General features: G+C 71.4%; 17 protein-coding genes. 9 read left to right on the forward strand and 8 right to left on the reverse strand.

Going from position 1 to position 26,806, the window contains the following annotated elements; translation table 11 throughout:
- Positions 1 to 28 precede the first annotated feature (28 nt).
- Both H6693_07545 and H6693_07550 read left to right on the forward strand, forming a co-directional pair.
- Complete coding sequence (locus tag H6693_07545) at positions 29 to 3,124, forward strand: CapA family protein (protein ID MCB9516032.1); 3,096 nt, start codon at positions 29 to 31, stop codon at positions 3,122 to 3,124.
- A gap of 250 nt (positions 3,125 to 3,374) precedes the next feature.
- Positions 3,375 to 8,084 carry a VCBS repeat-containing protein gene (locus tag H6693_07550; protein MCB9516033.1) on the forward strand — a complete coding sequence of 1,570 codons (4,710 nt, stop codon included), beginning with the start codon at positions 3,375 to 3,377 and terminating at the stop codon, positions 8,082 to 8,084.
- A gap of 70 nt (positions 8,085 to 8,154) precedes the next feature.
- On the opposite strand, the gene H6693_07555 is transcribed toward H6693_07550, so the two are convergent.
- Together H6693_07555 and H6693_07560 are read right to left on the reverse strand one after the other, a co-directional pair.
- The gene (locus H6693_07555; protein MCB9516034.1) at positions 8,155 to 9,549 is read right to left on the reverse strand and encodes an MATE family efflux transporter; all 1,395 of its coding nucleotides are present in this window, start codon (positions 9,547 to 9,549) and stop codon (positions 8,155 to 8,157) included.
- Between the two features lie 150 nt (positions 9,550 to 9,699).
- The gene (locus H6693_07560; GenBank protein MCB9516035.1) at positions 9,700 to 11,013 is read right to left on the reverse strand and encodes a T9SS type A sorting domain-containing protein; all 1,314 of its coding nucleotides are present in this window, start codon (positions 11,011 to 11,013) and stop codon (positions 9,700 to 9,702) included.
- Between the two features lie 218 nt (positions 11,014 to 11,231).
- Here H6693_07560 and H6693_07565 point away from each other — a divergent pair, with 218 nt between their 5' ends.
- The 6 genes from H6693_07565 to H6693_07590 all read left to right on the forward strand — a co-directional run bounded on the left by H6693_07565 (position 11,232) and on the right by H6693_07590 (position 17,291).
- The gene (locus tag H6693_07565) at positions 11,232 to 12,419 is read left to right on the forward strand and encodes an acetyl-CoA C-acetyltransferase (protein ID MCB9516036.1); all 1,188 of its coding nucleotides are present in this window, start codon (positions 11,232 to 11,234) and stop codon (positions 12,417 to 12,419) included.
- A gap of 1 nt (position 12,420) precedes the next feature.
- The gene (locus H6693_07570) at positions 12,421 to 13,827 is read left to right on the forward strand and encodes a class II fructose-bisphosphate aldolase (protein ID MCB9516037.1); all 1,407 of its coding nucleotides are present in this window, start codon (positions 12,421 to 12,423) and stop codon (positions 13,825 to 13,827) included.
- Positions 13,824 to 15,038: an O-antigen ligase family protein gene (locus H6693_07575; protein ID MCB9516038.1), complete on the forward strand. Its 1,215-nt coding sequence runs from the start codon at positions 13,824 to 13,826 to the stop codon at positions 15,036 to 15,038. Before H6693_07570 ends, H6693_07575 begins: the two co-directional genes overlap by 4 nt.
- Complete coding sequence (locus tag H6693_07580) at positions 15,035 to 15,595, forward strand: GNAT family N-acetyltransferase (protein MCB9516039.1); 561 nt, start codon at positions 15,035 to 15,037, stop codon at positions 15,593 to 15,595. The genes H6693_07575 and H6693_07580 overlap by 4 nt, the downstream gene beginning before the upstream one ends.
- 209 nt (positions 15,596 to 15,804) lie before the next feature.
- The gene (gene msrA / locus H6693_07585) at positions 15,805 to 16,356 is read left to right on the forward strand and encodes a peptide-methionine (S)-S-oxide reductase MsrA (protein MCB9516040.1); all 552 of its coding nucleotides are present in this window, start codon (positions 15,805 to 15,807) and stop codon (positions 16,354 to 16,356) included.
- 41 nt (positions 16,357 to 16,397) lie between these two features.
- Positions 16,398 to 17,291: a carbohydrate kinase gene (locus H6693_07590; protein MCB9516041.1), complete on the forward strand. Its 894-nt coding sequence runs from the start codon at positions 16,398 to 16,400 to the stop codon at positions 17,289 to 17,291.
- On the opposite strand, the gene H6693_07595 is transcribed toward H6693_07590, so the two are convergent.
- From H6693_07595 to mutY, 6 genes are all read right to left on the reverse strand, one after another.
- Positions 17,288 to 19,786, reverse strand: a complete 2,499-nt coding sequence (locus tag H6693_07595) for a T9SS type A sorting domain-containing protein (GenBank protein ID MCB9516042.1) — start codon at positions 19,784 to 19,786, stop codon at positions 17,288 to 17,290. The two genes, H6693_07590 and H6693_07595, sit on opposite strands and share 4 nt — an antisense overlap.
- A gap of 56 nt (positions 19,787 to 19,842) precedes the next feature.
- Positions 19,843 to 22,260, reverse strand: coding sequence for a leucine--tRNA ligase (locus tag H6693_07600; protein MCB9516043.1), 2,418 nt, complete (start codon positions 22,258 to 22,260; stop codon positions 19,843 to 19,845).
- A gap of 103 nt (positions 22,261 to 22,363) precedes the next feature.
- Positions 22,364 to 23,239: an FAD:protein FMN transferase gene (locus H6693_07605; GenBank protein ID MCB9516044.1), complete on the reverse strand. Its 876-nt coding sequence runs from the start codon at positions 23,237 to 23,239 to the stop codon at positions 22,364 to 22,366.
- A 45-nt stretch (positions 23,240 to 23,284) separates the two neighbouring features.
- A complete protein-coding gene (locus H6693_07610) occupies positions 23,285 to 24,586 on the reverse strand; it encodes a DUF3570 domain-containing protein (protein MCB9516045.1) in 1,302 nt (433 codons plus the stop codon).
- Positions 24,573 to 24,812 carry a DUF4266 domain-containing protein gene (locus H6693_07615; GenBank protein MCB9516046.1) on the reverse strand — a complete coding sequence of 80 codons (240 nt, stop codon included), beginning with the start codon at positions 24,810 to 24,812 and terminating at the stop codon, positions 24,573 to 24,575. Before H6693_07615 ends, H6693_07610 begins: the two co-directional genes overlap by 14 nt.
- 132 nt (positions 24,813 to 24,944) lie before the next feature.
- Entirely contained in the window at positions 24,945 to 26,018 is a 1,074-nt protein-coding gene (gene mutY / locus H6693_07620) for an A/G-specific adenine glycosylase (protein MCB9516047.1), read from the reverse strand.
- On the opposite strand from mutY, the gene H6693_07625 reads away from it, so the two are divergent.
- The gene (locus H6693_07625) at positions 26,017 to 26,637 is read left to right on the forward strand and encodes a MogA/MoaB family molybdenum cofactor biosynthesis protein (GenBank protein ID MCB9516048.1); all 621 of its coding nucleotides are present in this window, start codon (positions 26,017 to 26,019) and stop codon (positions 26,635 to 26,637) included. The two genes, mutY and H6693_07625, sit on opposite strands and share 2 nt — an antisense overlap.
- Positions 26,638 to 26,806: the final 169 nt, after the last annotated feature.

Here is a 26,806-nt window from a genome sequence, read left to right on the forward strand (position 1 = left end):
ATCCTTGGACCGTCCACGGGAGGTCCGCATGTCACGGCTCGCGCTCGTCGCCCTCGCCCTGCTGCTCGCCACCGCCGCCGCTGCCTCCCCGCTTCCGCGAAGCGGAGACCAGCCCCGTGCGCCCATGGCGCGCGGGGACATTGTCGAGGACTTCGAGTCCGGCAGCGTCACCCTCGACAGCTACCCCGGCCAGGACGCCGAGCCCGGCGCCTGGGAGCTCATCACCAGCGGCACCCACGAAGGCAGCGCCTTTTCGCTGCGCATCTTCGGCAACAGCTGGAAGACCGAGAGCGTCTCGCCGCGCGTGGTGACGGCCGGCACGGTGTGGCAGGTGGCGGTCCACGTCGAGGACGTGGGCGAGATGCAGGCTTTCGGCGTGGGCGACGGCGCCAACGAGCTGCTCTACACGCTGGCCGGCGACCAGCTGCCGACGGGCCCCACCTGGTGGACGGTCTACCAGGGCGCCTTCCCCACGGGCGAGTGGCGCGTCTACCTGCTCCCGATCGGCGAGGACTGGCAGGCCACGCACGGTTACCTGCCGACGGTGGACCGCCTGATCTTCGTCAACGACAACGACGACGGCGGGCAGGGCGAGACGCGCTTCGATGCGGTGGTGGACGTCACCGACGACCTGCCCGTGCCGCCCACGGTCGACGCCACCTACACCGTGACCGCGCTCACCCGGCTCGCCGCCGACCGCTGGCGCGCGGGCGTGCAGTTCGACGCCACGGTCACCGACCCCGACTCGCCCAGCCACGAGTACTTCTGGGACTTCGGCGACGGCACGAGCAGCGCCGAGCCCGCGCCCTATCACGACTTCGTCGTGCAGGCCGACTACCACTACGCGGTGGGGCTGATCGTCACCGATCCGGACGGCCTCACCGGCGGCGACACCTGTCAGGTGGCCGTGGAGCCCGGCGAGAGCCAGGGACCGATCACGGTGAACTTCGTCGGCGACATCATGATAGGTCGCAGCTACGAAAGCCCTGGGGGCATCATCGCCACGCAGGGCGTCGACGCGATCTTCGCGCCCAGCAAGCCCATCTTCGCCGACGCCGCCGACCTCAGCGTCTGCAACCTGGAGTGCGCCTTCACGGACCAGGGGACGGCCCATCCCACCAAGAGCGTCGTCTTCCGCGCGCGCCCGGAGAACTTCGTGGGAGTGGCCAACGCGGGCATCGATCTGTGCGACCTGGGCAACAATCACATCGTGGACTACGGCGAGATCGGCATGCTGCAGACCCAGCAGCTCTGCGACGATGCGGGCATCGCCTGGATGGGCGCCGGCTCCGACGACCGCCGCGCCCTCGCGTCCGCCTTCCTCAGCGAGCGGGGCATCCGCCTCGGCTTCCTCGGCCTCTCCAACCGCACCGGCCGGCGCTGGAACTACCAGCCCTTCCTCGACGCCGGCGCCAGCAAGCCGGGCTTCGCCTATCTGATCCCCAAGAACCTCGAGGAGGCCATCGACGCGGTGCGGGACGAGGCCGACATCGTGATCGTGCAGACCCACAGCGGCAACGAGTACGAGACCCAGGGCGCGCCCGACGAGGGCGAGCCCGGCGGCGCCAAGTCCCTGCCCGGCGGCTCGCTGCCGCTGGTCGAACCGCCGGTCGAGGCCGCGGCGCCCGTGCCCGGCGCGCCCGAACTGCGCTTCCGCAACGAGCCGCTCCCCTCGGAGCGCGAGCTGCGGCGGGAGGCGATCGACCTGGGCGCGGACGTCCTCATCAACCACCATCCCCACGTGCTGCAGGGCTTCGAGTCCTACGACGGCAAGCTGATCGCCCACAGCCTCGGCAACTTCATCTTCGACCTCTACTATCCCGAGACCCTGCCCACCGTGGTGCTGACGCTGGAGATCGAGAAGACGGGCATCACGGGCTACACGCTCACGCCGGCCTGGATCGACGACTACATCACCCGGCCGGCCACGGGCCGCCTGGGCCGCGAGATCCTCGACATGCTCGCCGACTACTCGCTGCCCATGGGCGCGCTGGTGGCGGTGGATCCGTCCACCGACCGCGCGCGCATCCATCTGGATCCGGCGAGCGCGCCGAGCAGCGCCGAACTGGTGCAGGCCGCGCTGCCCTTCCGCGCGGACGGCGCCGCGGCCGTGAGCCGGCCCCTCGAGCTGGCGGGGCAGGGCTCGCTGTCGCGGCTGGTCTCGCTCGCGGGCGACGGCCTCGGGGCCTGGGAGTACCGCGTGGGCCGCGAGCTGCTCTGGCACGGCGGCTTCGAGGACGAGGGCGCGTCGCTCTGGGACGTCAACACGGCCGACGAATGGTACGACGACACCGAGTCCGTGGCGGGGGCGCGCTCCCTCGCGCTGCGCCGCAGCGAGAGCGACGGCGTGGCCGCGGGCACGGACCTCGACCGCCACCTGCCCTGCGACGCCACCCGCGAGCACAGCGCCCTGGGCTGGATGAAGGGCGCGAACGCCTACGGCGCGAACGTGCTCGTGCGCTTCTACCCCGAGCGCAACGCGGGCAGTCCCGTCAGCAGCGAGGCGCTCGGCCCCGCGCTCGACGGCACCGTCGACTGGTTCGACCAGTGGATCGACCTGACCACGCCCGCCGAGGGCAACTGGTTCGAGCTGCGCTGCACGCTCGACCCGCCGCCGGGGGCCATCGCGCACGCCTGGTTCGACGAGCTCAAGTTCGTGGAGTGGGAACCCTGGCAGCCGGGTGGCGGCGACGTGGACGTCCCCCATCCGGGCAACCTGCGCTTCGTGCAGTTCCGCAGCGCGAATCCGGCGCTGACGGAGGCCACGCTCGTCTACGAGGAGACGCGCTACGCGCAGGACCTCACCGGGCTGCCGGGCGAAGCCGCGCCCCCCGCCGCGGGCACGCTGGAGCAGAACTTCCCCAACCCCTTCAATCCCAGCACGCGGCTCACGCTGTCCCTGCCGGCCGGCGCCGCCCCCACGGCGACGCGCCTGACCGTGCACGACGTGCAGGGACGTCAGGTGGCCACGCTCTTCGACGGCGCGCTCGCCCCCGGCCAGCGCCTGTCCCTCGACTGGGATGGCCGCGACGACGGCGGCCACCGCCTTGCCAGCGGCGTCTACTTCGCACGCGCCCGCTTCGGCGATCGCAGCGAGACGCGGAAGCTCGTCCTGCTGCGCTAACTCGGAGAAAAAGCTCGGGTTCAGGACTCCCCGTCGCGTCACGCCGCGGCGGGGGACTCCGTATGTGCTGCGTTACGGCTTCGGCCGAGAATTTCCGACAAGCAGTGGACTGTGCCGATGTGGTAAAATCAAGGCTACCCCTGCAGGTCCTGTAGCAAGCGGGACCGACCCGTCCGGATGTCGCCGAGTGTAGGCGGTGGGCATTCGGAATCACCGATCAATCAACGAGCTCGACCAAGAGGATGTACAGATGACTCAGAAGCCGCGCGTACGGCATTTCGCGCCTATCCTGACTCTGCTCACCCTGCTGGCCACCCTTCCCGCCTCGGCCGCCGTCATCGAGAAAGACCTGCCCCTCGACGAGGCCTGGCGCAGCGACACCCCCACCGGTCGCTGGCTGGCGGAAGTTGTGGCGAACCCCGAGGCCGACAGCAGTCTGCCTCCCACCCTGACCTGGTACTGGCTGCTGCCCGAAGGCGAGCAGCTCGCCAGCGCCACTCTCATCGACGTCGATGAGAGCACCGTCGCCCCGCTCTCCCGCTCGCCCCGGCGCCTGCCGCTGCTCGGCGACAGCGGGACCCCCACCGTCCAGCGCGGCGGCGACCTGCTCTGGTCCGACGACTTCGACCTGGAGATCGGCCCGCCCCAGCAGATCCACGGACGGCAGGTGCAGGCCATCACCCTTCACCCCTTCCGGGAGAGCCAGGGCGCGCTGCGCGCGCTCCGCGGCGCCACGCTGCGCCTGGAGACCGGCGTCGGCGACGCGCTGCCCGTGCTGCAGCCCCTGCGCGCGGACTTCCCCCTGCGCCAGCGCCTGCTGAACGCTCTCGGCGACCGCCTGCTCAACCCCGAGTCCCTGCCCGCGCCCATCCTGCGCGTGGGCGGCGACGGCTTCCCCACCGACGTCCCCGGCCTCGACGGCGCGGCCGTGGACATGGTGATCGTCACCGTGGACTCCTTCGCGGACCTCTGCCAGGTCTACGCCAACTCGCGGACCAATCAGGGCGTGCCGACCGTGGTGCGCACGCTGGAGTGGATGGCCGAGCACTACCCGCACGGCAGCGACCGCGCGGAGATGCTGCGCAACTTCGCCATCGACGCCTACTCCAAGTGGTCGCTGCGCGACCTGCTGCTGGTGGGCGACGCCGCGCAGATTCCGCCGCGCTACGCCTATACCGGCATCTTCGGCGCCCAGGGCTACACGGCCCCCACCGACATGTACTTCGCCTGCCTGGACGGCGACTGGAACGCCGACCACGACGCCTTCTGGGCCGAGGCGGCCGACACCGCTTCCAGCGACCCGGGCGACGTGGTGGACTGGCTCGCCGAACTCAACGTGGGCCGCCTGCCGGCCGGTACGCGCAGTCAGTGCCAGGTCCTGCTGGCCAAGCAGACCACCTATCGCAACGCGACGATGACGCCCTACCAGGATCGCATCCTGATGCTGGGCGAGGTGCTCTTCCCCACCAACTGGGAGCCGGGGCAGAACATCATCACCGACGGCGCCGAGTTCTGCGATTCCATCTACAGCAAGTACACGGGCCCGCAGCAGCACGTGGTGCGGCTCTACGAGAACTACACCGAGTATCCCGGCTCGCTTCCGCTCACGGTGGTGTCGGCGCGCGACTCCATGCAGAACGGCTTCAACATCGTGCTGCACAACGGCCACGGCGAGCGCCAGACCATGCACGTCGGCAACGGCAGCCTCGACAACTACATGGCGAGCCAGCTGACCAACGGCCCGCGCAACTTCCTGCTCTACATGATCAACTGCACCGCGGGCGCCTTCGACTACAACTCCATCGCCGAGAGCTTCATGAAGAACGCGAACGGGGGCGCCTGGGCCGTTATCGGCTCGACGCGGGAGACCTTCGCCAACATCAGCGCGCTCTACATGGACGTGTTCTTCGACCTCGTGGCGAACAACCCCGAGATGTCCATCGGCGAGCTGTACATGAACATGCTCGCGTACTACGCCGACGACACGCTCCTGGACAGCGGGCACCGCTGGGCGCACTCGACCTTCACGCTCATGGCCGACCCCAGCCTCTTCCTGCACTTCAAGGCCGCGAGCACCATGTCGGTCAACGCGCCGGCCTCCTTCCCCCTGGACGGCACACCGCTCACGCTCACGGTGACCGGCGGCATGTCCGCTCCGGTCCCCGACGCGCGCGTGGTCATCCGGCGCGGCAACGAGGATTACCAGTGGGCGACCACGGATGGGGCCGGGCAGGTGACCTTCAGCCTGAAGGCGGAGACCTCCGGCTCCTACTTCGTGTCCGTCGAGGCCCGCGACTTCAAGCCCATCGCCACCAGCTTCCAGGGGACGAACCCCGCCAGCACGCCGCGCCTCCACACCGCGGCCATCACGGTGAATGACGTCACCGGCGGCTCGGTGGTGGGCAACGGCAACGGCATCCCCGAGCGCGGCGAGACCGTGCGGCTGAACATCTCGGTGCGCAACGACGGCAGCGCCAGCGCCAGCAACGTGGCGGCCACGCTCAGCTCGAGTTCGCCCGAGGTCACCATCGTCGACGCGACGGACAGCTACGGCAGCATCGCGACCGGCGCGACGGCGGCCGGCGCCGGCGGCTACCTGATCGCCATCTCCGACTTCCTCGGCGAAGACGAGGTGACGACCGCCTTCAGCCTCGCCATCAACGCGAGTCAGGGCTCCTGGAGCGACGACTTCTTCGTCATCGCCAGCGGGGCCGAGCTCTCGCTCAACCGCGGCACCTTGGACGACAGCGCGGGCGGCAACGGCGACGGCATCCTGGACGACGGCGAGACGGCCGACTACGGCATGATCTTCGACAACTGGGGGCGCGGCGACGCGGTCGACGTGACGGCCGTCGCCACGCCCACCGGCAGCAGCAGCCTCACCGTCAATTCGGGCACGCAGCCGCTGGGCGATCTCTCTGCGCTGTCCCAGGACCTGGGCCCCGCGACCTTCAACGTGACGCGTTCGGGCGCCGCTCCGCCGGAGCTGCTGGTGGTGCTCACCGATGCCTACGGCCACGAGGACAGCATGATCGTCGTCCTCGACCGCCCCGTGGGCGTGCCGGGCACCCCGAGCTTCTCCTTCGGCAGCAACCCGACCAAGGTCACGGTGGAGTGGGGCCAGGCTCCCGAGAACGATGCCTACGGCTACCGCGTCTACCGCGCGCCGGCGTCGTCGGGGCCCTACGTGCCCATCTCGACGGACTGGGTGCGCAACGCCACCTTCGAGGACCCGAGCCTGGACGTCTTCACGAGCTACTGGTACCGCGTGGAGCCGCTCTCCGCTGCGGGTCTCGCCGGCGTGTCCTCCGACTCCAGCAAGGTGACCACCTCGCTGCCGGTGAAGGCGGGCTGGCCCCAGACCCTGGCGCTCGAAAGCGGCGGCACGCCGGTCGTGGGCGACGTGAACGGCGATGGCGTGAACGAGATCTTCGTCGGCGCCGACAAGATCTACGGCTACGACATCAATGGCAACGAGCTCTACGACGGCGACGCCAACCCGCTCACCAAGGGCCCCATCAGCAGCTTCGGCGGCGCCTATCGCACCGGGCCGCTGACCATGGCCGACGTGACCAGCAGCCCCGGCCTCGAAGTCGTGGCGGGCAGCTGGGACACGGGCGAAGTGGTGGTCTTCGAGTTCACGGACGTCGGCGGCGGCATCCAGGCGAGCATCGCGCCCGGCTGGCCCCAGGACATCGCCAGCCCCGGCGGCTACGGCCTCTGGGCCGGCGTGACCGTCGGCGACGTGAACGGCGACCACTCGCCGGACATCCTCGTCACCGACATCGGCGGCTACCTCAACGGCTGGCGCTCCAACGGCACGGCGCTGCCCGGCTTCCCGATCAGCGGCATCGGCAGCTGGACTCGCAGCACGACGGGCCTGGCCGACATCGACGCCGACGGCGCGCAGGAGATCTTCCTGCCCACGTCGACCGGACAGCTCCGCGGCTACCGCGGCGACGGCACGATCCTCCCCGGCTTCCCGAAGACGGGCATGACCGCCATCTACTCCAGTCCCGCCATCGGCGACGTGGACGACGACGGCCGTCCCGACATCGTGACGCTCGCCGAGAACGACTCGCTCTACGTGTTCAGGCACGACGGCACGCGGGTGCCCGGCTGGCCGATCTACTTCGAGTGCAACGTCGGCGCCTCGCTCAAGGGCCCGAGTCCCGTGCTGGCCGACGTGACCGGCGACGGCGCGCCCGAGATCTTCGCGGTCGGCGTGCACAACGCCGACCAGACGGAGCTGGGCTGGCTCGACGCGAGCGGCGCCTGGCTGCCGGGCTGGCCGGTGGAGATCGAGGACTACAGCCAGGCCGGCGCCACCGTCGGCGATCTGGACGGCGACGGCAGCATGGAGGTCATCCTCCCGCACGCCAACGGCCACATCGACGCCTGGCACGTGGACGGCACGCCGGTGGACGGCTTCCCGCTCGTCACCAGCGAGTTCGCGCGGTCGTCGGCCGGCCTCATCGACGTGGACCAGGACGGCCTGCTGGACCTGATCTTCGTGGGCTGGGACCGCAACGTGTACATCTGGGAGTTCCCCACGACCTACGATCCCGATCGGATTCCCTGGTACACCTACATGCACGACTTCCGTCGCACGGGCAACCGCTCCACGCTGGACTGGGTCGTGGGCGCCGACGACGCGGCCCCGCTCCCGGCCGGGCAGATCGCGCGGCTCGAGGAGAACTGGCCGAACCCCTTCAACCCCAGCACGAACATCCGCTTCACGGTGGGCGGCAAGGCCTCGCAGCCGGTGGTGCTCGAGATCTACGACGTCCGCGGCCGGCGCCTGCGCAGCCTCGAACGCGGCAGCATGGAGCCGGGGACCTACGTTCGCAACTGGGACGGCCGCGACGACGACGGCGGCGCCCTGGCCAGCGGAATCTACTTCGCGCGGCTCAGGGTGGGCACGGTGAGCGAGTCGAAGAAGCTAACGTTGCTCAAGTGAGCGAGGACGCACCTCTGCTCGCATGCAGAACGAGAAGCCCGGCGGCGAAGGTCGCCGGGCTTTTTCGTGCCTACACCCGTAGCGACTGCCAGCGGCCGGCGCGGAAGCGCCAGGTCAGCAGGCTGGCGATCAGCCCGAAGGCCACCACCTCGCCCAGCCACCCGCCGACGATGCCCATCTCCAGGCGATAGGCCAGCAGCAGGGCCAGCGGCAGGAAGACCACGTAGGAGCCCAGCAGGATCACCAGCAGCGGGAAGCGCGTGTCCCCGGCGCCCTGGAGGGCGTTGCTGAAGGTCATCTGCACCGCGTCGAGGATCTGGAAGATCGCCAGCAGGGGCACGATCGCGAGTCCTGCGGCCACGACGCCGGGATCGTCGTTGAAGAGCGTGAACAGGTGACGCCTCGCCAGCAGAAACACCGCGGCCACCACCAGCGAGTAGACCAGGTTCATGCGCAGTGTCACCCAGCCGCAGCGCGCGGCCAGGGCCGCGCGTCCCGCGCCCAGGTACTGCCCCACCATGGTGGTGGCCGCCTTGGAGATGCCGTTGGCGGGCATGAACGAGAAGCTGAGCAGCTGGATGCCGATCTGGCTGGCGGCGAGCTCGTCGGTGCCCAGGCGCCCCATGATCGCCATGAAGATGGTGAAGGACCCCATGTCGAGGAAGAACTGCCCGCCGATGGGCGCGCCCACGCGCAACAGGCGCAGCAACGGCGCCGGCTGGAAGGCCGCGGCGGCGCGCCGCGCGCTTCCGTAGACCGCGTTCACCGCGGGCCGCAGGAAGAGCGCGAGCCCCATCAGGGCGGCGCTGAAGTCCGACGCCGACGTGGCCAGCCCGGCGCCCAGCGCCCCCAGGGCCGGCACCGGACCGGCGCCGAAGATCAGCAGCAGGTCGAGGCCGATGTTCAGCAGGTTGGCGATGATCACGATGACCATGGGCGTCTTCATGTCGCCCACGCCCCGGAAGAAGCTGTGGAAGGCGAAGGTGGCCAGCAGGAAGGGCGCGCCCAGCATGCGCGCGCGCACGTAGCGCAGGCACTCGGCCTCCACCGCGGCCTCGGGGCCGGCGAGCGCGAGGATGCGCGGCATCTGCCAGTAGAGCAGCGCCAGGAGGCCCGTGGCGCCCACGGCCACCCAGAGGCCCTGCCAGGCGAAGAGCGCGCAGTCGTGGGGACGTCCCGCCCCCTTGGCCTGCGCGACGAAGGTGTTCACGCCCTGCACGGTGCCGACGAAGAAGGTGTAGAGAGTCCAGACCAGCACGCCGCCGAAGCCGGCGGCGGCCAGGGGCACCTTGCCCACGTGGCCGAGCAGGATGGTGTCCACCGTCCACATGAGCGTGGCCGAGAACATGCCGATCACGGTGGGATAGGCGAGCCGCCAGGCCTCGGCCATCGAGCCGGCCGCCACGCCCGGCACGATGATGCTGGGCTCCGCCACCGCGAGCCCGGGTTGCTCGACCTGCTCCATGCGCGTCCTTCGGTGATCGGGGATGCTCCGCGGCTCCGCCCGGCGGGAGGCCGCCAAGGTAGCCGATCGGTCGCCGCGCGATCAAGCGCCGGACACGAAAATGCCCGGCCCCGAGAGGGACCGGGCGCGGTGCAAGGTCTGACGCCGGGCCTAGCGCAGCAGAACCAGGCGGGTGGACCCGGCGGCGCTCGCGCCGTCCACGCTCAGGCTGTAGACGCCGGAGCTGAGGCCGCGGCCGGCGTCGTCCGTGCCGTCCCAGGTGAAGGTGGACGCCCCCGCGGGCAGCTCGCCGGCAAAGAGGGTGCGCAGGCGGCGGCCCTGGGCGTCGTGGATGCTGACGACCGCGCGCTGGGCCGCGGGCAGCTCCACCTGGATCTCGGTGCGTGGGTTGAAGGGGTTTGGGTAGGCCGCGATCTGCGCCCTCGCCGGCGCGGCCGGCTCCACGGCGGTGATGCTGCCGCAGTCGAGATAGCCGACGTGCACCGGGCTCGTCCGGCCGAAGGAAAAGAGCGCGGCGTCGCTGACCGCCACGGACCAGGTCATCTGCTCGACGGTGCCGAAGGCGCCGATGGGCTGCGGGTCGTCGACGTCGCTGATGTCGTAGACGCTCACGCCGATGTAATCGGAGACGTAGAGTGTCGTGCCGCTGACCGCCATATCCGCGCAGTAGCTGTGCGCACCGGCGCGCGGCGCGACGCTCACTGCCGTCGCCACCGGCGCCGAGGGATCCGAGACGTCCAGGGAGTGCAAGTTGGTGTCGTCGCCTACGTAGAACAGGCGGTCCCCCCAGTGCAGCATCTTGTTCACCGCTCCGACCGCACCGAGCGAGGTGTAGACCTGGAGATTGGCGGGATCGCTGGCGTCCAGGAGCGTAATGTCCCCAGCATCGACGTAGAGATAGTCGCCGATCTTGAGCATGGCCCCGGCGAGCCCGTTGGGCATCGCCACGGAACCTAGCGGCTGGGGAGTCTGGGGATCTGAGAGGTCCCAGGCTTCGACGATCCCCCCACCCCGCGTGAGGTAACCGACGTCGCCATCCACGGTGCTCGTGCCGGGGTCCAGGCCACTGATCGCGAAGTCCAGAACCGGGTTGGCAGGATCGGTGATGTCCACCGCGCACCAGGTGAAGGGCGAGTTGAAGAACGCGTGGCCGTTCACGATCGACAGGTTGCTGAACTCCGAGATGCCCGCAGCGGCGAATCCTGTCAGGGATCCGAGCTGCGTGATGTTGTTCGGGTCGTGGATGTCGTAGGTCTCGATCACCAGCGCCAGTTCCTCGTAGGGATACGAGAAGACGACGATGGCCGTATTGCCGGCCACGCGGACGTGTCCCCCGTGGCCGGGCACGCTGACCGCACCGTACGCGGGCGGCGTGTCGCCGGACGCGTAGTCGAAGCAGTCGACGGCAAGGGCGGGAATGGCGAGGAGAAGAATGGCTGCGGCGAGGCCGAGCGCCTTGGACATGCTGGCTCCCTTCTTCGCGGAAACGCCCACAGGTTTCCCGAGTTCACTCGACACACTGCGACAGGGTGGCCCGACGTCTACAATTATAACCGACCCGCGCGCGGCCGACAACCCTCCGCGCCGTCCCCTTGCATCGGCCGGGGTCTTGGACTACGATGCCCTCGCCAGACCCCCCTCCCTCTCTTGCCTGATCACACCGGTTCCAAGAGGTGCCTGCCATGGCTGAGCTCCGCGACGTGGTCATCGTCTCCGCTGCCCGTACTCCCATCGGTTCGTTTCTCGGCGCGCTGTCCGGCGTGCCCGCGCCCAAGCTGGGCTCGGTGGCGATCCGCGCCGTGCTCGAGCGTGCGGGCGTGAAGCCCGACCAGGTCGACGAGTGCATCATGGGCTGCGTGCTGCCGGCGGGCGTCGGTCAGGCCCCGGCGCGGCAGGCGGCGCTCGGCGCGGGCCTGCCCGAGTCCGTGGAGTGCCTCACCGTCAACAAGGTCTGCGGCAGCGGCCTCAAGAGCGTGATGCTGGCGGCCCAGGCCATCGCCGTGGGCGACGCGGACGTCATCGTGGCCGGCGGCATGGAGAACATGAGCCTCGTGCCGCACTACGCCCTGAACTCCCGCGGGGGCACGAAAATGGGCGACTGGACGCTCAAGGACGGCATGGTCTTCGACGGCCTCTGGGACCCCTACCACGACTACCATATGGGCAACGCGGCCGAGCTCTGCGCCCGCGAGTGCAAGGTCGATCGCGCCAGCCAGGACGCGTTCGCCACGGAGAGCTACCGGCGCGCCCAGACGGCCATCGCCGACGGCTCGTTCAAGGCCGAGATCGCGCCGGTGAGCATCCCTCAGCGCAAGGGCGACCCCGTGGTCGTGGACACCGACGAGGAGCCCGGCCGCGTGAGCTTCGACCGCATCCCCACCCTGCGCCCGGCCTTCGAGAAGGAGGGCACGGTGACGGCGGCCAACGCCAGCAGCATCAACGACGGCGCCGCGGCCGTGCTCGTGATGAGCGCCGAGAAGGCCAAGGCCCTCGGCCTCAAGCCGATGGTCAAGCTCGTCGCCCAGGCCAGCGCGGCCCAGGCGCCCGAGTGGTTCACCACGGCGCCGGCCAAGGCCATCGAGAAGGCGCTGAAGAAGGCGGGCCTGACGGCGAAGGACATCGACCTCTTCGAGATCAACGAGGCCTTCGCCGTCGTGTCCCTTGCCAACAACCAGCTCCTGGGCCTGGACGCGAGCAAGGTGAACGTGCGGGGCGGCGCGGTGGCCCTGGGGCATCCCATCGGGGCCAGCGGCACGCGCGTGCTCACCACGCTGCTCTACGCCATGAAGGACAAGGGCGCGAAGCGCGGCCTCGCGAGCCTCTGCATCGGCGGCGGCGAGGCGGCCACCCTGATCGTCGAGGCCGTCTAGCGTGAGCACGAGCAGCGCCGCCTCCCTGCGGGCCGAGCTGGCCACCGGCTATCGCGTTGACGACCGGAACGATCTCCATGTGATCGACGAGGCCTGGTGCCGCCGCGAGGCGGCGCCACGCCTGGCCCGCGCGGCCGCGCTGGCGGCCGAGCCCGAGGTCCGCGCCGCCGCCCATGCCGATGCGCGCGCCCTGGCGGCCGCCCTCGGCGCCTGGCCCGCGTCCATCGCGCCGCTCTACGCGGCCATGGGCCGCGGCGAGGTGGACGGGCTCACCGTGCCGGCGGTGAACGTCCGCGGGCTCAGCTACGAGACGGCCGCCGCCCTGTTCGAGGCGGCGCTCGCCACGGACGCCGGCGCCTTCATCTTCGAGATCGCGCGCACGGAGATCGGCTACACCGACCAGCCGCCGGCGGAGTTCGTGGCCGTGATCCTCTGCGCCGCGGTGGCCGCGGGCTATCGTGGGCCCGTCTTCGTGCAGGGCGATCACGTGCAGGTGCGGCCGAGCGCCTACGCCGAGGACCCCGAGCGAGAGCTCGCCGCGGTGGAGGCCCTGATCGCCGAGGAGATCGCCGCGGGCTTCTACAACATCGACGTGGACACCTCCACGCTGGTGGATCTCTCCCAGCCCACACTGGACGCCCAGCAGCGCCTCAACTACGCGCTCGCGGCGCGGCTCACGGCGCGCATCCGCGCGCTGGAGCCGGAGGGCGTGAGCGTCTCGGTGGGCGGCGAGATCGGGGAGGTCGGCACGGCGAACTCCACCGTCGACGAGTTCGAGGCCTACATGGCCGGCTACGCGCGCGAGCTGGAACGGCTGGCGCCGGGCGCGGTCGGCATCAGCAAGATCAGCGTGCAGACGGGCACCAGCCACGGCGGCGTGCCGCTCGCCGACGGCTCCGTGGCCAACGTGCAGCTGGACTTCGGCGTGCTGGAGTCCATCGGCGGGCGCGCGCGCGGGACCTACGGCCTGAGCGGCGCGGTGCAGCACGGCGCGAGCACGCTGCCGGCCGAGCTGTTCCACCGCTTCCCGGCCAGCTGCTGCAGCGAGATCCACCTGGCGACGGGCTTTCAGAACCTCGTCTTCGGGCACCCCGACTTCCCCGCCGAACTGCTCGCCGCCATCGACAGGCACTTGCACGACGCGCGCGGGGCCGAGCGCAAGCCGGGCGACAGCGACCAGCAGTTCGTCTACAAGCTGCGCAAGAAGGCCTGGGGCCCGTTCAAGCGGCAGCTCTGGGATCTGCCCGCGGACCTGCGCGCCACGCTGCGGGCCGCGCTGCGCGAGCAGTTCGTCTTCCTGATGCGGCAGCTCGGGGCCGCCGGCAGCGGCGCGCTGGTGCGAAGCTGCGTCCACGCGCCCCGCTCGAGCCGGCAGCCCGCGCCGGCGGGACGGGAGTCCCGCGGGTGAGCGAGACGGCGGGCCTCGCCGGACGCCTGCGCGCGCTGAGACCTCGCTTCGAGGCCGCGCTCGACGCCGTGCTGCTGCTGGGCATCTTCAGCATGCCGTTCTCCATCGCGGTCTCGCAGACGGCGCTGGCGGTGGCACTCGTCATCGCCGCGCTCGCGCTGACCGCGGGCTGGCGCCCGCCGCGCACGGGCGTCGAGCTCCCCGCGGCGCTCTTCGTGGGCTGGGCCCTGCTCGACATCGCCTTCTCGCAGATCCCCGCGGAGAGCCTCCACCACGCGAAGCGCTTCCTGCTGCTGCCTGCGCTCTGGCTCTACGCCGGCGCCGCCGTCAGGCCGGGCATGGCCCGGCGCCTGATCGCCGCGCTCGGCCTCGGCGCGACCGGCGTGGCCGTGGTGGGCATCGTGCAGTACCTGCGCGGGCCGGGCGGGCTGCTCGGGCGCGCGGATCTGGTGCAGGGCTACATGACCGCCGGCGGCCTCATGATGCTCTGCGGCCTGAGCCTGGTGGCCTTTCTCGTCCGCCTCAAGGACTGGCGCGCGCGCCTGCCGCTGCTGCCGGCGCTGATGACGGTGCTCGTCGCGCTGGTCTTCACCTACACGCGGAACGCCTGGCTCGGCTTCGGCGCCGGCACGCTGCTGCTGCTCCTGCTGCAGCGGCCCCAGGCGGCGCCGATCTTCGCGGTGCTGGCGGTGCTCGCGGTGGTCGTGGCCCCGGCCAGCTTCCGGGCGCGGATGCTCTCCTCGTTCAATCCGGAGCACCGCACCAACGTCCAGCGCGTGATCATGTGGAAGACCGGCTGGCGGATGCTCCAGGACCATCCGCTCACGGGCGTCGGCGACCTGGATCTCAAGGCGATCTACAGCGACTACCATCGCGGCGAGGACGTGGAGATCAAGGGCCACCTGCACAGCAACCTCGCGATGTTCGCCGCGATCTGGGGCTGGCCGGGCCTGCTGCTGGCGCTGCTATTCCTCGTCTCGCTGCCCTGGCAGCTCGCCCGTCGCTGGCGCGCCCTGCGCCGGCTCGGCGAGCGCGCGCCGCCGCTCGCCGCGGCCTGGACCCTGGCCGCCCTCGCCGTCTGGCTCGGGTTCATGGTGGGCGGCCTCTTCGAGTGGAACTTCGGTGACGCGGAGATCGCCCTGCTGCTCTGGACCCTGATGGGCCTCGGCCTCGGACCGGCGGCCGCGGCCGCCGAGGAGGGGGCGCGATGAAGAATGTCGAGATCGCCGACGACCTGCTCTGCCTCCGCCGCGCGCGCATGAGCGAGGCGCCGCAGCTTGCGCGCGCCGTGCAGGACAGCCTGCCCGAGCTCGAGGCCTTCCTGCCCTGGGCCTCCGCGGACTACGACGTCCGCGCCGCGCGCGACTTCCTCGACTTCTCCCGCGAGCAGGCGCGTGACGACCGCGGCTTGCACCTGAACATCTTCAGCCAGGACGACGGCCAGCTCGTCGGCGGCATCGGCCTCATGCTGCGCCCGGTGAACCAGAGCGGCGAGCTGGGCTACTGGGTGCGCAGCGACCGGGCGGGTCAGGGCCTGGCCACGCACGCCGCCAGCCTGCTGCTGCGCGAGGCCATCGGCCGGCTGGAGCTGCGGCGCATCTATCTGACCTGCGACGTGAAGAACCGCGCCAGCCGCCGCGTGGCCGAGAAGCTGGGCATGCGCCGGGAAGGGCGCCTGCGGGGCTACTTCCTGGTCCAGGGCCTGGCGCGGGATCACTACCTCTACGCGTTGCTGGCGGGCGAATTCCGCCCCGCCTTCGCCGGCTAGGCTGTCACGCGCCGCCCGGGCTCCCGTACCTGCCAGCGTCGGACGGGCCTTGACGGCGCCGTCCGTCGCCGTAATTTGTACCGAGCGAGTACACTTTCGCGACCGCCCCGCGGGCCGGTCGCCAGCGCCGGAGGCCCAACATGGTCCGGACCCTCACCCTCGCCCTGGTCGCCCTGGCGGCCCTGGCCAGCAGCGCAGGAGCCGATACGATGAACGACACGCAGCACGGCCGGCTGGAGACCGCCACCCTGGGCGGCGGCTGCTTCTGGTGCCTGGAGGCCGTCTTCCAGGAGCTGGAGGGCGTGCAGTCCGTGACCTCCGGCTACTCCGGCGGCGACGTGCGGAACCCCGACTACAAGGACGTCTGCACGGGCGACACCGGCCACGCCGAGGTGGTGCAGATCCTCTACGACCCGGCCGTGCTGAGCTACGCGGACATCCTCGAGGTGTTCTTCAGCGTGCACGACCCCACCACCAAGAACCGTCAGGGCGCGGACGTGGGCACGCAGTACCGGTCGGTGATCTTCACGCGCAACGACGAGGAGAAGCGCATCGCCGAGGCCGCCATCGCCGCGCTCGACGAGTCGGGCGTGTGGTCCAAGCCCGTGGTCACGCAGGTGCTGCCTCTCGTCCAGTTCTACCCGGCCGAGACCTATCACCAGGACTACTACCAGCGGAACTCGCAGCAGGGCTACTGCCAGGTGGTGATCTCGCCCAAGCTCGAGAAGTTCCGCAAGAAGTTCCACGACCGGCTCAAGTAGCCGCGACATTGACGCCCGCGGAACGGAGGCTATGCTGAGGCATGGCCTCCGTTCTCTGTTTCGGCGAGCTGCTCTGGGACCGGCTGCCCGGCGGCCCCCGTCTGGGCGGGGCGCCGGCCAACGTGGCGCATCATCTGGCGCAGCTGGGCGTCGAGGCGCGCCTGGCCAGCTGCGTGGGCGAGGACGAGGACGGCGAACGCGCGCTGGCCCAGCTGCGCGAGGCCGGCGTGGACGTCACCCTGGTCGCCCGCTCGCCGCGGCTGCCCACCGGGCGCGTCATCGTGGCGACGGACACGCCCGGCGCCCCCCGCTACCACATCGAGGCCCCCGCCGCCTGGGACGCGATCCTGGCCACGGCGGCGCTGCTGGAAGCCGCGGCGGGGGCGGACGCGATCGTCTACGGCACGCTGGCCCAGCGCGCGGCGCCGAGCCGCGAGGCCCTGGCGGCGGCGCTGGACGCGGCCCCCGGCGCGCTTCGCCTCTGCGACCTCAACCTGCGCCCTCCGTTCGCGGACCCCGACGTCGTGCGCGCGAGCCTCGCGCGCGCCACCGTGCTCAAGCTGAACGAGGACGAACTCGCTGCGCTGAGCCGCCTGCTCGACCTGCCCGCCGGCAACGCCCTGCCCGGCCACCTTCGCGAAGGCTTTGCGCTGCGGCGGATCTACGTCACGCGGGGCTCGGGCGGGGCGAGCGCCTTCGACGGCGAGGGGCGCACGGATCGCCCCACGCCGCCGGTGGCCGTGGCCGACAGCGTGGGCGCCGGCGACGCCTTCACGTCAGCCCTGCTCTTCGGGGAGCTCGCGGGGCGCGAGGCCGGCCGCATCCTCGAGGACGCCTGCGCGCTGGGCGCCTTCGTGGCCTCGCGGGCAGGCGCGATGCCCGCCTGGCCCGCGGCGCTGCGCGCGCGCCTGCTGGCCGAATCGGGTGGGCGCTAGCGGCTGAGTGTCAGCTTGCGCGTCACGCGCGCGTCCCCGGCCTGAAGCACCGCGAAGTAGACGCCGCTCGGCAGCTCGCCCGGCGTCCAGCGCAGCGTGCGGATGATCCCGTCGCCCGGCACCGGCGTGGCCGCGTTCACGCGTCGGCCGCGCACGTCGTAGACGGCCAGCGCGGCGCCCTCGGCGCGGCGAGAAGCGAAGCGGAAGGTAGCGCCGTCGTCGCCGCGGACGGGGTTCGGGAAGGGCGCGTCGAGCAGGAGGCCGGGCGCGACGGCCTCCGGACCGCCGGCGGCCGTGACGGCGTCGAGGTCCAGCTCCCAGGCCCCGCGGCCATAGGTGCCCGCCAGCAGCTTGTGGGCGTAGCCGTTGATCTCGAGGTCCATCACCCGCACGATGGGCAGGCCGGCGCCGCAGGGAAGCCAGTGCGCCCCGGCGTCGGCCGAGTGCCAGACGCCGGTGTCCGTGCCGATGAACCAGTTCTCGGTGCGCAGGGGATCCACGGCCACGGCCCGCACGGGCTGCAGGGGCAGGTCGCCGGAGGCGTTCTCCCAGCTCGCGCCGAGGTCGTGGCTCACGGCGACGTGGGCCACGTCGGCGTAGCTGTAGAAGACCACCAGCACGCCCTCCCGCTCGGCGGGATGCGGCAGGATCTTGGACGCGCCCGGCGTCGGGAAGCCGAAGGCGCTCACGAGGCTCCATGTGTCGCCGCCGTCGGTGGACAGGCGGGGGCTGTTGCCCGCGATGGTCCACACGACCTGCGGATCCACGGGGCTGACCGCGATCCAGGTGGCGGTGTGGGGCGCGACGTTGGTCCAGACCGTGCCGCCAGACTCCGTGCGAAAGATGCCCGCGCTGGTGGAGGTGAAGACCGTCGACGGCGCCTGCGCGCTGGCGGCCATCGGCGTCACCCAGGCGCCGCTGCCGTAGATGCCGTTCATGATGGTCGTCCAGTTCTGGCCGCCGTCGTAGCTGCGCACGTGGTTGCCGAACTGCCACTCGCTGTAGACGTGGTTCGCGTTGAGCGCCGACACGCAGGTCACCATGCCGTCGGCGAGCAGCGTGGACGCGAACCAGCTGTCGGGGTCCGTGCGGCCGGGCACGCCGTTGTCCTGGGTGCCGCCCATCATGACGAGCGGATCCGTCTGCGCGACGCCGATGTCGTAGAACTGGTAGGTCACCAGCCCCTCGCGCCGCGAGGCCCAGGTGAGGCCGTCGTCCAGCGAGCGCCAGACGCCCCCGTCGCTGCCCACCCAGAGCTCGTCGCTTGCGCCCGGCACGTAGACCGCGGCGTGGTGGTCCACGTGAACGGCGCTCTCGTCGCCGAGGATGTTCCCGTCGCCGGTGATGCTGAAGCTCGCACCGCCGTCGACGGACCGGTAGAGACGCACCCCGCCGGCCACGAGGCGGTCGGGATCGTCGGGGTCGGCGGCCAGCGTGACGTTATACCAGCCCTGCCCGCCGGTCATGTTGAGCGACGTGTTGCGGGCCTCCCAGGTCGCGCCGCCGTCCGTGCTGCGGTAGACGCCCAGGGTCTCGCTGGTGCCGCGGTTGGTGTAGTTCACGTAGACCCAGTCGGGCGCGGCGGCCGAGACGGCGAGCCGGCTGTTGCCGATCTGCGTGCCCGGCGCCTGGCCCACGCCGGCGTAGTCGAAGGTGAGGCCGTCGTCCGTGGAGACGAAAACGCCGTTCTGGCCGATGGCGTCGCCGCGCACGGCGTAGACCCGCGTCGCGTCGGGCGACCAGACCACGTCGTAGAAGAGGCCCTGGGCCACGGCGGTCCAGGTGGCGCCGTCGTCGGTGGAGCGCCAGAGGGCGTCGCGCGCGGCCGCCAGGATGACCTGCGTGAGCGGATTCGTGGCGATGGCGTTGAAGCCGTGGCCGTCGGTGAGCGCGTAGTTCAGGCTGGTCTGCTGCCAGGTGGCGCCGCCGTCGGTGGAGCGCAGCAGGCCGAGGCCCCAGACGCCCGCGCCGTTCCCCTCGCCCGAGCCGAGCAGCACGGTCTCGTGGCTCCAGGGGAGCACCTCCACCGCCCCCACCTCCAGCACGGCGAGCTGGTCGGTGGTCGTGCTCCAGGTCGCGCCGCGGTCGCTGGACTTCCAGAGCCCCCCGCTGGCCGCGCCGACGTAGACGATGTCCGTGTCCGTGGGATCGAAGGCGATGTCCAGGATGCGTCCGGAGAGCTCCGCGGGCCCCGCGCAGAACCAGTCGCCGTAGGCGCGCTCTTCCTGCCGCGCCAGACGGGCCTCGATGGCCGCCCAGCGCTGGGCCGGCGTGGGCATGGCGCCCTCGTAGAGGCTCCGCTCGTAGTCCCAGCGCGCCCGGTTGTAGGGCTTCCAGCCGCTGCCGGGCGTGGTCTTCAGCGCCGGGTGGGCGTCGTACCAGGCGGCCTTCTCGGCCAGCCAGGTCTCGAGGGTCATGGCGTTCGCCCAGGAGGCGACGCCGAGCGCCAGCAGCGTAGCGGCGAAGGCGTTGGCGAGAGCACTGCGACGGACCATGCGCCACCTCCTGAGGACGAGGTGCACAAGCATAGCACAGCGGCGGCGACTGCCGCCTACTTCACCACCAGGTTGAGCAGCTTGCCGGGCACGTAGATGGACTTGACCACCCGCTTGCCCTCGAGCTGCGGCGCGAGGCGCTCGGATGCGAGGGCGAGCGCCTTGACGGCGTCCTCGCTCGCGTCGGCGGGCACGTCGTGGCGGTCGCGCACCTTGCCGTTCACCTGCACCACCACGGTCACCATGTCCACGCTCAGGTACTTCGGATCGTGCGTCGGCCAGGCCACGCGCGCGATGGACCCCTCGTGCCCCAGGCGCTCCCAGATCTCCTCGGCGAGGTGCGGGGCGTAGGGCGCGAGCAGGCGCAGGAAGTCCTCGAGCGCGGCGCGGGAGCGCTGTTCGCGCGGAGTCATCTCGTTGACGAAGACCATCATCTGGCTGATCGCCGTGTTGAAGCGCATCGTCTCGGTCATCTCGGTGACGTCAGCGATGGTCCGGTGCAGCGCGCGCAGGGTCTCCTCGTCGGCGGGGACGTCCTGCAGCGCGGGGTGCATGGCGTCGTCGTCGCCGTCGAAGAAGAGTCGCCACACGCGCGACAGGAAGCGGTGGATGCCCTCGATGCCCTGCGTGTTCCAGGGCTTGTCGCGCTCCAGCGGGCCCAGGAACATGAGGAAGAGGCGCAGCGAGTCGGCGCCGTGTCCGGCGATCACGTCGTCCGGGTTGATGACGTTGCCGCGGCTCTTGCTCATCTTCTCGCCGTCCTCGCCCAGGATCATGCCCTGGTTGCGCAGCGCCGCGAAGGGCTCCACCGTGGAGACGAGCCCCAGGTCGTAGAGCACCTTGTGCCAGAAGCGGGCGTAGAGCAGGTGCAGCACGGCGTGTTCCGCCCCGCCGACGTAGAGGTCCACGGGCATCCAGTAGCGCTCGGCCTCGGGCGACCAGGCGGCGTCGTGGTTGTCCGGGTCGAGGAAGCGCAGGTAGTACCAGCAGCTCCCGGCCCACTGGGGCATGGTGTTGCTCTCGCGGCGGGCGGGCTTGCCCGTTACCGGGTCCTCGACCTCGATCCAGTCGGTCATGGCCGCCAGCGGGCTCTCCCCCGTGCCGGCGGGCTTGTAGCTCTCCACCTCGGGCAGGAGCAGCGGCAGTTCGTCCGCGCCCAGCACGCGCTGGCTGCCGTCCGCGAAGTGCAGCACGGGGAAGGGCTCGCCCCAGTAGCGCTGCCGGCTGAAGAGCCAGTCGCGCAGCTTGTACTGCACGCTGGCCTGGCCGAGGCCCTTGGCCTCCAGCCACGCGGTGATGCTGCCGATGGCCTCGGGCACGTTCAGCCCGTCGATGGGCGGCGAGTTGATCAGCTTGCCGTCACCGGACCAGGCCTCCTGCTCGATGTCACCGCCCTCGATGACCTGCACGATGGGCAGCGCGAACGCCTTCGCGAACTCCCAGTCGCGCTGGTCGTGGGCGGGCACGGCCATGATCGCGCCGGTGCCGTAGCCCATCATCACGTAGTCGGCCACCCAGATGGGGATGCGCGCGCCGTTCACCGGATTGATCGCGTGGGCGCCGGTGCCGACGCCGGTCTTGTCCTTGGCCATGCCGCGGTCGAGGTCGCTCTTGCGGGCGGCCTCGGCGCGGTAGGCCGCCACGGCCTCGCGCTGCCCGCCGGTGACGATCGCGTCCACCAGCGGATGCTCCGGCGCGAGCACCATGTAGGTGGCGCCGAAGAGGGTGTCGGGGCGCGTGGTGAAGACGCGGATGACGTCCTCGTGGCCTTCCACCGCGAAGTCCACCTCGGCGCCCTCGCTGCGGCCGATCCAGTTGCGCTGCAGCTCCTTGATGCTGTCGGGCCAGTCGAGGTCCTCGAGATCGGCGAGCAGGCGGTCGGCGTAGGCCGTGATCCTGAGCATCCACTGGCGCATGGGCCGGCGGATGACCGGGTGGCCGCCGATCTCGCTCTTGCCGTCCACCACCTCTTCGTTGGCGAGCACCGTACCCAGGGCCGGGCACCAGTTCACCGCCACCTCGGCCTCGTAGGCCAGGCCGCGCTCGTAGAGCTTGGTGAAGATCCACTGCGTCCACTTGTAGTAGGTCGGCCGCGTGGTGTCGATCTCGCGGTCCCAGTCGAAGCTGAAGCCGAACATCTTCAGCTGGCGGCGGAAGTTCGCGATGTTCCGGTCCGTCGTGGCGCGCGGATGGGTGCCGGTCTTGATGGCGTAGTTCTCGGCGGGCAGACCGAAGGCGTCCCAGCCCATGGGGTGCAGCACGTTGAAGCCGCGCATGCGCCAGAAGCGCGCCATGATGTCCGAGGCGGTGTAGCCCTCGGGGTGCCCGACGTGGAGACCGTCGCCGCTGGGATAGGGATACATGTCCAGCACGTAGCGCTTGGGCAGGGTGGAGCCCTGCTCGGCGCGGAAGGTCTTGTGCTCCTCCCAGTAGCGCTGCCACTTGGGCTCGATGCGTGCGGGATCGTAGGGCATGGCGAACCTCGCCGAAAGCGGGTGAGCCCGGACCTCTCGCCCGGGCATGGGCTAGGGTTATAAGACAAGCGGGGTGCAGGCGCAAGGCTCCAGCCCGAGCGGACTAGCGGAGCACCCAGTGGCGGACGTCCTGCGCCGCGAGAAAGGCCTCCGCGTCGCGGCCGTGGAGCAGGGCGAGGGTGGCCAGCAGCCCGGCCTCGAGGCAGCTGCCCGCGGCCACGCTCACCGAGCGCGGCGCGCCGGGCTGGGGCCAGCCGGTGCGCGGATTGAGCACGTGCGAGTAGCGGCGCCCCCGCCGCAGCAGGAAGCGCCGGCTGTCGCCGCTGGTGGCGAGGGCGCCGCCGGTGACGTCCAGCAGGCGCAGCGGCCGGTCGGGCACCGCGGGGTCCTCGATGGCCACGCGCCAGGGCCTGCCGCCCGCGCGCGGCCCGCTCACGCGCAGGTCGCCGCCGAAGTTCACCATGCAGGGCGACCCGCAGCGCGACGTGACCCGCTCCAGACAGCGATCCACCGCGTACTCCTTGCCCAGTCCGCCCAGGTCGATCTCCATGCCCGCGGGCAGGGTGAGCGCCGGGCGCTCCCAGCGCAGCTTCTCCCAGCCCACGAGCGGCAGCAGGGTCTTCACCCGGGCGCGCGAAGGGAGGCGGTCGCTGCCGTCGAAGCGCCAGGCGCGGCGCAGCACGCCCGAGGTGACGTCGAAGAGCCCGCCGCTCATCGCGTGACAGCGCGCGGCGAGGTCCAGGAGGCCGGCGGTCTCGTCGTCCACGGTGACGGGCTCGCCGCCCGCCGCCGCGTTGATCGCGGACAGCGCGCTGTCCTCGCGGTAGCGGCTGTACTTGGCCTCGATGCGGCGCGCTTCGTCCGCGACGGCGCGGAGCAGCGTGTCGGCGAGGACGCCGTCGGCGAGCTCGAGCTGCAGTTCGCAGGGGCTCGCCATGGCGGCGAAGCGGCCGATCCACAGGTCGCCCCTGCGCTCCATGGAACTGCTGCCGTCACCGGCGGCGCGGGACGTCAACGCGCACCCCTAGCGGGGAATGTCGAAGCGCCAGCCGACCTCGAAGACCACCGCGTCCAGATCCGGGAAGAGGTCCTGGTTCTTGAGCTGGCCGATGGCGTCGGCGGGATGGCTGTCGCCCCGCTGCTGGTAGTACTCGGCGCGCAGGCTGATCTCGCGCCCGCTGGCCAGCGTGTGGCGCCAGCGCAGCCCGTAGGTCCACGCGTCGAAGGCCGCGAGGCGCGGGTCCGCCGAGGCGTGGGCGGGCAGCGCGACGCCGTCCACCAGGCTGTGGCGATAGAAGTCCGCTGCGCTCTGCCGGTACCAGCGCAGATCGGGCTCCAGCGAGTCGCCCTCGCGGTAGCGCAGGATGTAGCGCAGCTCGGCGGTCTGCGAGCGGATGTTCCAGTCGTCCCAGAGGTAGCGGTAGCTGAGGTCGAGTACGTCCCGGCCCAGGTGACGCTTCACGCGGCCGAAGACGCTCTGCTTGAGCCGCGAGTCGGGCCGGCTCTCGTAGAGCTGACGCACCGGCTCGCCCGCGTCGGCACTGCTCTCGGGCGCCACCACGCTGACGAACTTGTAGGGGTCGTTCAGGTAGCCGCCCGAGTGGCTGGCGGAGTAGTTGACCTGGGCGACGGTGGAGCGGTCGACGATCTGCGTGTAGCCCACGAGCAGGTCCGCCGTGTTCTTGCTCTCGCCGGGCGCGCCGCCGCCCTCGTCGTCGCCCTCGCCGCTCGACTCGCTGGGCGCGGCCATCTCCCCGAGCGCCGTGGGCGCGCCGCCCTGGGGGCTCACGCTGTCGAGGCCCAGGGACAGGCCCAGGGTCAGCATGCGATTGCGCCGGTCGAACTCGCGCTTGAGGACGAGGTCCGCCCCCACCGAGGCGTAGTCCTGCTCCAGCGAGACGTGGCCGCCGTAGCTCGCGCGCGTGAGCAGGCCGTAGCGCTGCTCGAGCGAGACGTCCAGCTCGCCGCGCTTGTCGGAGAAGGCGTCGTCCAGCGGCGTCGCGTTGGGCGCGGCGGTGTAGCTGCTGCTGCCCGACGGCCGCGTGAAGGTCTGCGCCTGCGTGCTGGGCACGGCGCCGTTGGGCGAGGCGCCGGTGAGGCCGTCGAGCACGAGCTTCACGGACAGCGTGCGCAGGTCCGAGAGCGGGTGCGTCACCTGGATCACGGGCTCCACCGCGAGCACGCGCTGCGACTCGCTGTAGAGCATGACGGCGCCGTCGACCTCGGTGGTCTGCGCCACCGTCTGTGCGCCAGCGGTGTCGGCGTGCACGCCCGCCATGGCGCAGGCGGCGGCGAGGGCCGTGCGGATGGGTCTAATTGCAGCCACAGCCGCCTCCCCCGAAGCCCTGTCCGCCGCTGGAGGCCTCTTTGCTGAAGTAGATGTGCTCGTCGAGGCCGAGGTCGATGGAATCGTATTCCATCGCCATCTCCGGCTCTGCGTGGAGATCGCGCTCCCAGGCTTCGGTGCCCAGGCTGCAGGCGCTGGCCAGGAAAGGCAGGGCGGCCAGCGCCATCAGCCCCAAGGCGCGCAGTGCTCGTTTCAGCGTGTTCATGGTGCTCCTCGCGGCGCGTGCGTTTTCATCGCTCAAGGATCCGCCGGGGCCGAGGGGCGCGGCGAGGGCGGCCAGCAGGAGGGCAGGGGGGACTCTACTAGCTCATTCGGATCCGAATGGTTCCCGCTGAAGCTAGACCTGCTCGGAATCGCTGTCGAAGCGTTTCAACAACTTGCGACTGAACGCGGGCAGACCGAGCGCGGGCAGCTCCTCGCGCGAGGCCCAGCGGTACTCGATCCCCTCTCCCACCGGACGCAGCTCGGCCACCGCGCTCAGCACCTGCTGGCGCAGCAGGTAGCGCGTCACGCCGTGGCGCCCCTCCCCCAGCTCGCGGCGGGCGCTCAGCCTGAGGCCGAGGGCGGTCCAGCGCTCGGCGGCGAGGCCGGCGGCGTCGTCCAGCACGCGGAAGGGCAGGTTCCAGAGCGTGCCCAGGAGGGGACGCGCCCCGCGCGCCAGCAGCAGCCGGCCGTCGTCGTCGCGGCGGCGGAAGAGGCCCACTTCGAGCCGAAGCTCCACCGGCGACTCGCCGCGCCGGCCCTGCGGGTAGGCCGTGCTCTCGCCCCGCGCGTGCGCGAGGCAGTGCGGGGCCGCCGGGCAGGCGTCGCAGTCGGGATTGCGGGGCCGGCAGACCTTGGCGCCGAGTTCCATCACCGCCTGGTTCAGATCGCCCGGGCGCTCCCCGCGCACCAGCGCCCCCAGGCGCCCCCAGAGCTGGCCCTGGAGCGGCTGGCGGGCGGGGTCGCCGGCGAGGGCGTCGAGGCGGGTGAGGAAGCGGATGCCGTTGCCGTCCAGCGCCGGTTCGGGGCGCCCGAAGGCGATGCTCGACACGGCGCCGGCGGTGTAGCGCCCCACGCCGGGCAGGGTGGCGAGGACGTCCGCGTCGGCGGGCAGCGCGCCTCCGTGCTCGGCGAGCACCTGCCGCGCCGCGGCCTGCAGGTTCCGCGCGCGACGGTAGTAGCCGAGACCGCTCCAGAGGCTGAGCAGCGCTTCCTCGTCCACCGTGGCCAGGCTTTCGAGGTCGGGCAGGCGCGCGACGAAGCGCTCGAAGTAGGGGATGACCGTCGCCACCTGGGTCTGCTGCAGCATGATCTCGGAGATCCAGACGCGGTAGGGCGTGGGCGTCTCGCGCCAGGGCATGGGCCGGCGCTCGCGATCGAACCAGGCCAGGAGTCGGCGTCGGAGCGCCGCGTTGCGTGAGGGGGACATGGAAGACCTCGGCTGGCGTTCGGCTGCGGGTCAGGGTATCCTCGCCGGGCAGGCGGCACAAGGGCCGCCGGGAAGGAGCGACGTGAGCGACGGCGACCGCCCCCACCGCGAGCACCAGCGCCGCGCGCAGCCGGGGCTCGGCGTGATCGTGGTCACGGTGAGCGACACGCGCACCCTCGCGACCGACAGGAGCGGCGCCCTCGCGGCCGAGCTCGTGACCGCCGCGGGGCATCGCCTGCTCGATCGCGTGCTCGTGCCCGACGAGCCGGCGCGGATCGACGACGCCGTCGAAGCCGCGCTCGCCGCGCCGGACTGCTCGGCGGCGCTCTTCACCGGCGGCACGGGCGTCAGCCCGCGCGACCGCACCGCCGACGTGGTCGCCCGCCACTTCGAACGCGAGCTGCCGGGCTTCGGGGAGCTCTTCCGCATGCTGAGCTGGCAGGAGATCGGCGCGGCGGCCATGCTGAGCCGCGCCGCAGCCGGGGTGCGCGGCGATCGGCTGCTCGTCGCGCTCCCGGGCTCGCCCGCGGCGGTGCGGCTGGCCCTCGAGAAGCTGTTGCTTCCCGAGCTGGGGCATCTCGTCGGGGAGCTCAGGAAGCGCGAGGGACCGGCTGCCTAGAAAACACGAAGGCCGGCTGCACAGCCGGCCTGTTCCCCCTCGGACCCAAAGAACCGGGCGAGACGAACCTGAACCCCCTCACCGCTTCGAAGATCGGACTACCTGCTTACCCCTCACTGCTCACCACGGCGAACAGCCAACCAGTCCGACGACCTCCGAAGTCCTCTCA

Source organism: Candidatus Latescibacterota bacterium (assembly GCA_020633725.1).
In the GTDB taxonomy this organism is placed as follows: domain Bacteria; phylum Krumholzibacteriota; class Krumholzibacteriia; order JACNKJ01; family JACNKJ01; genus VGXI01.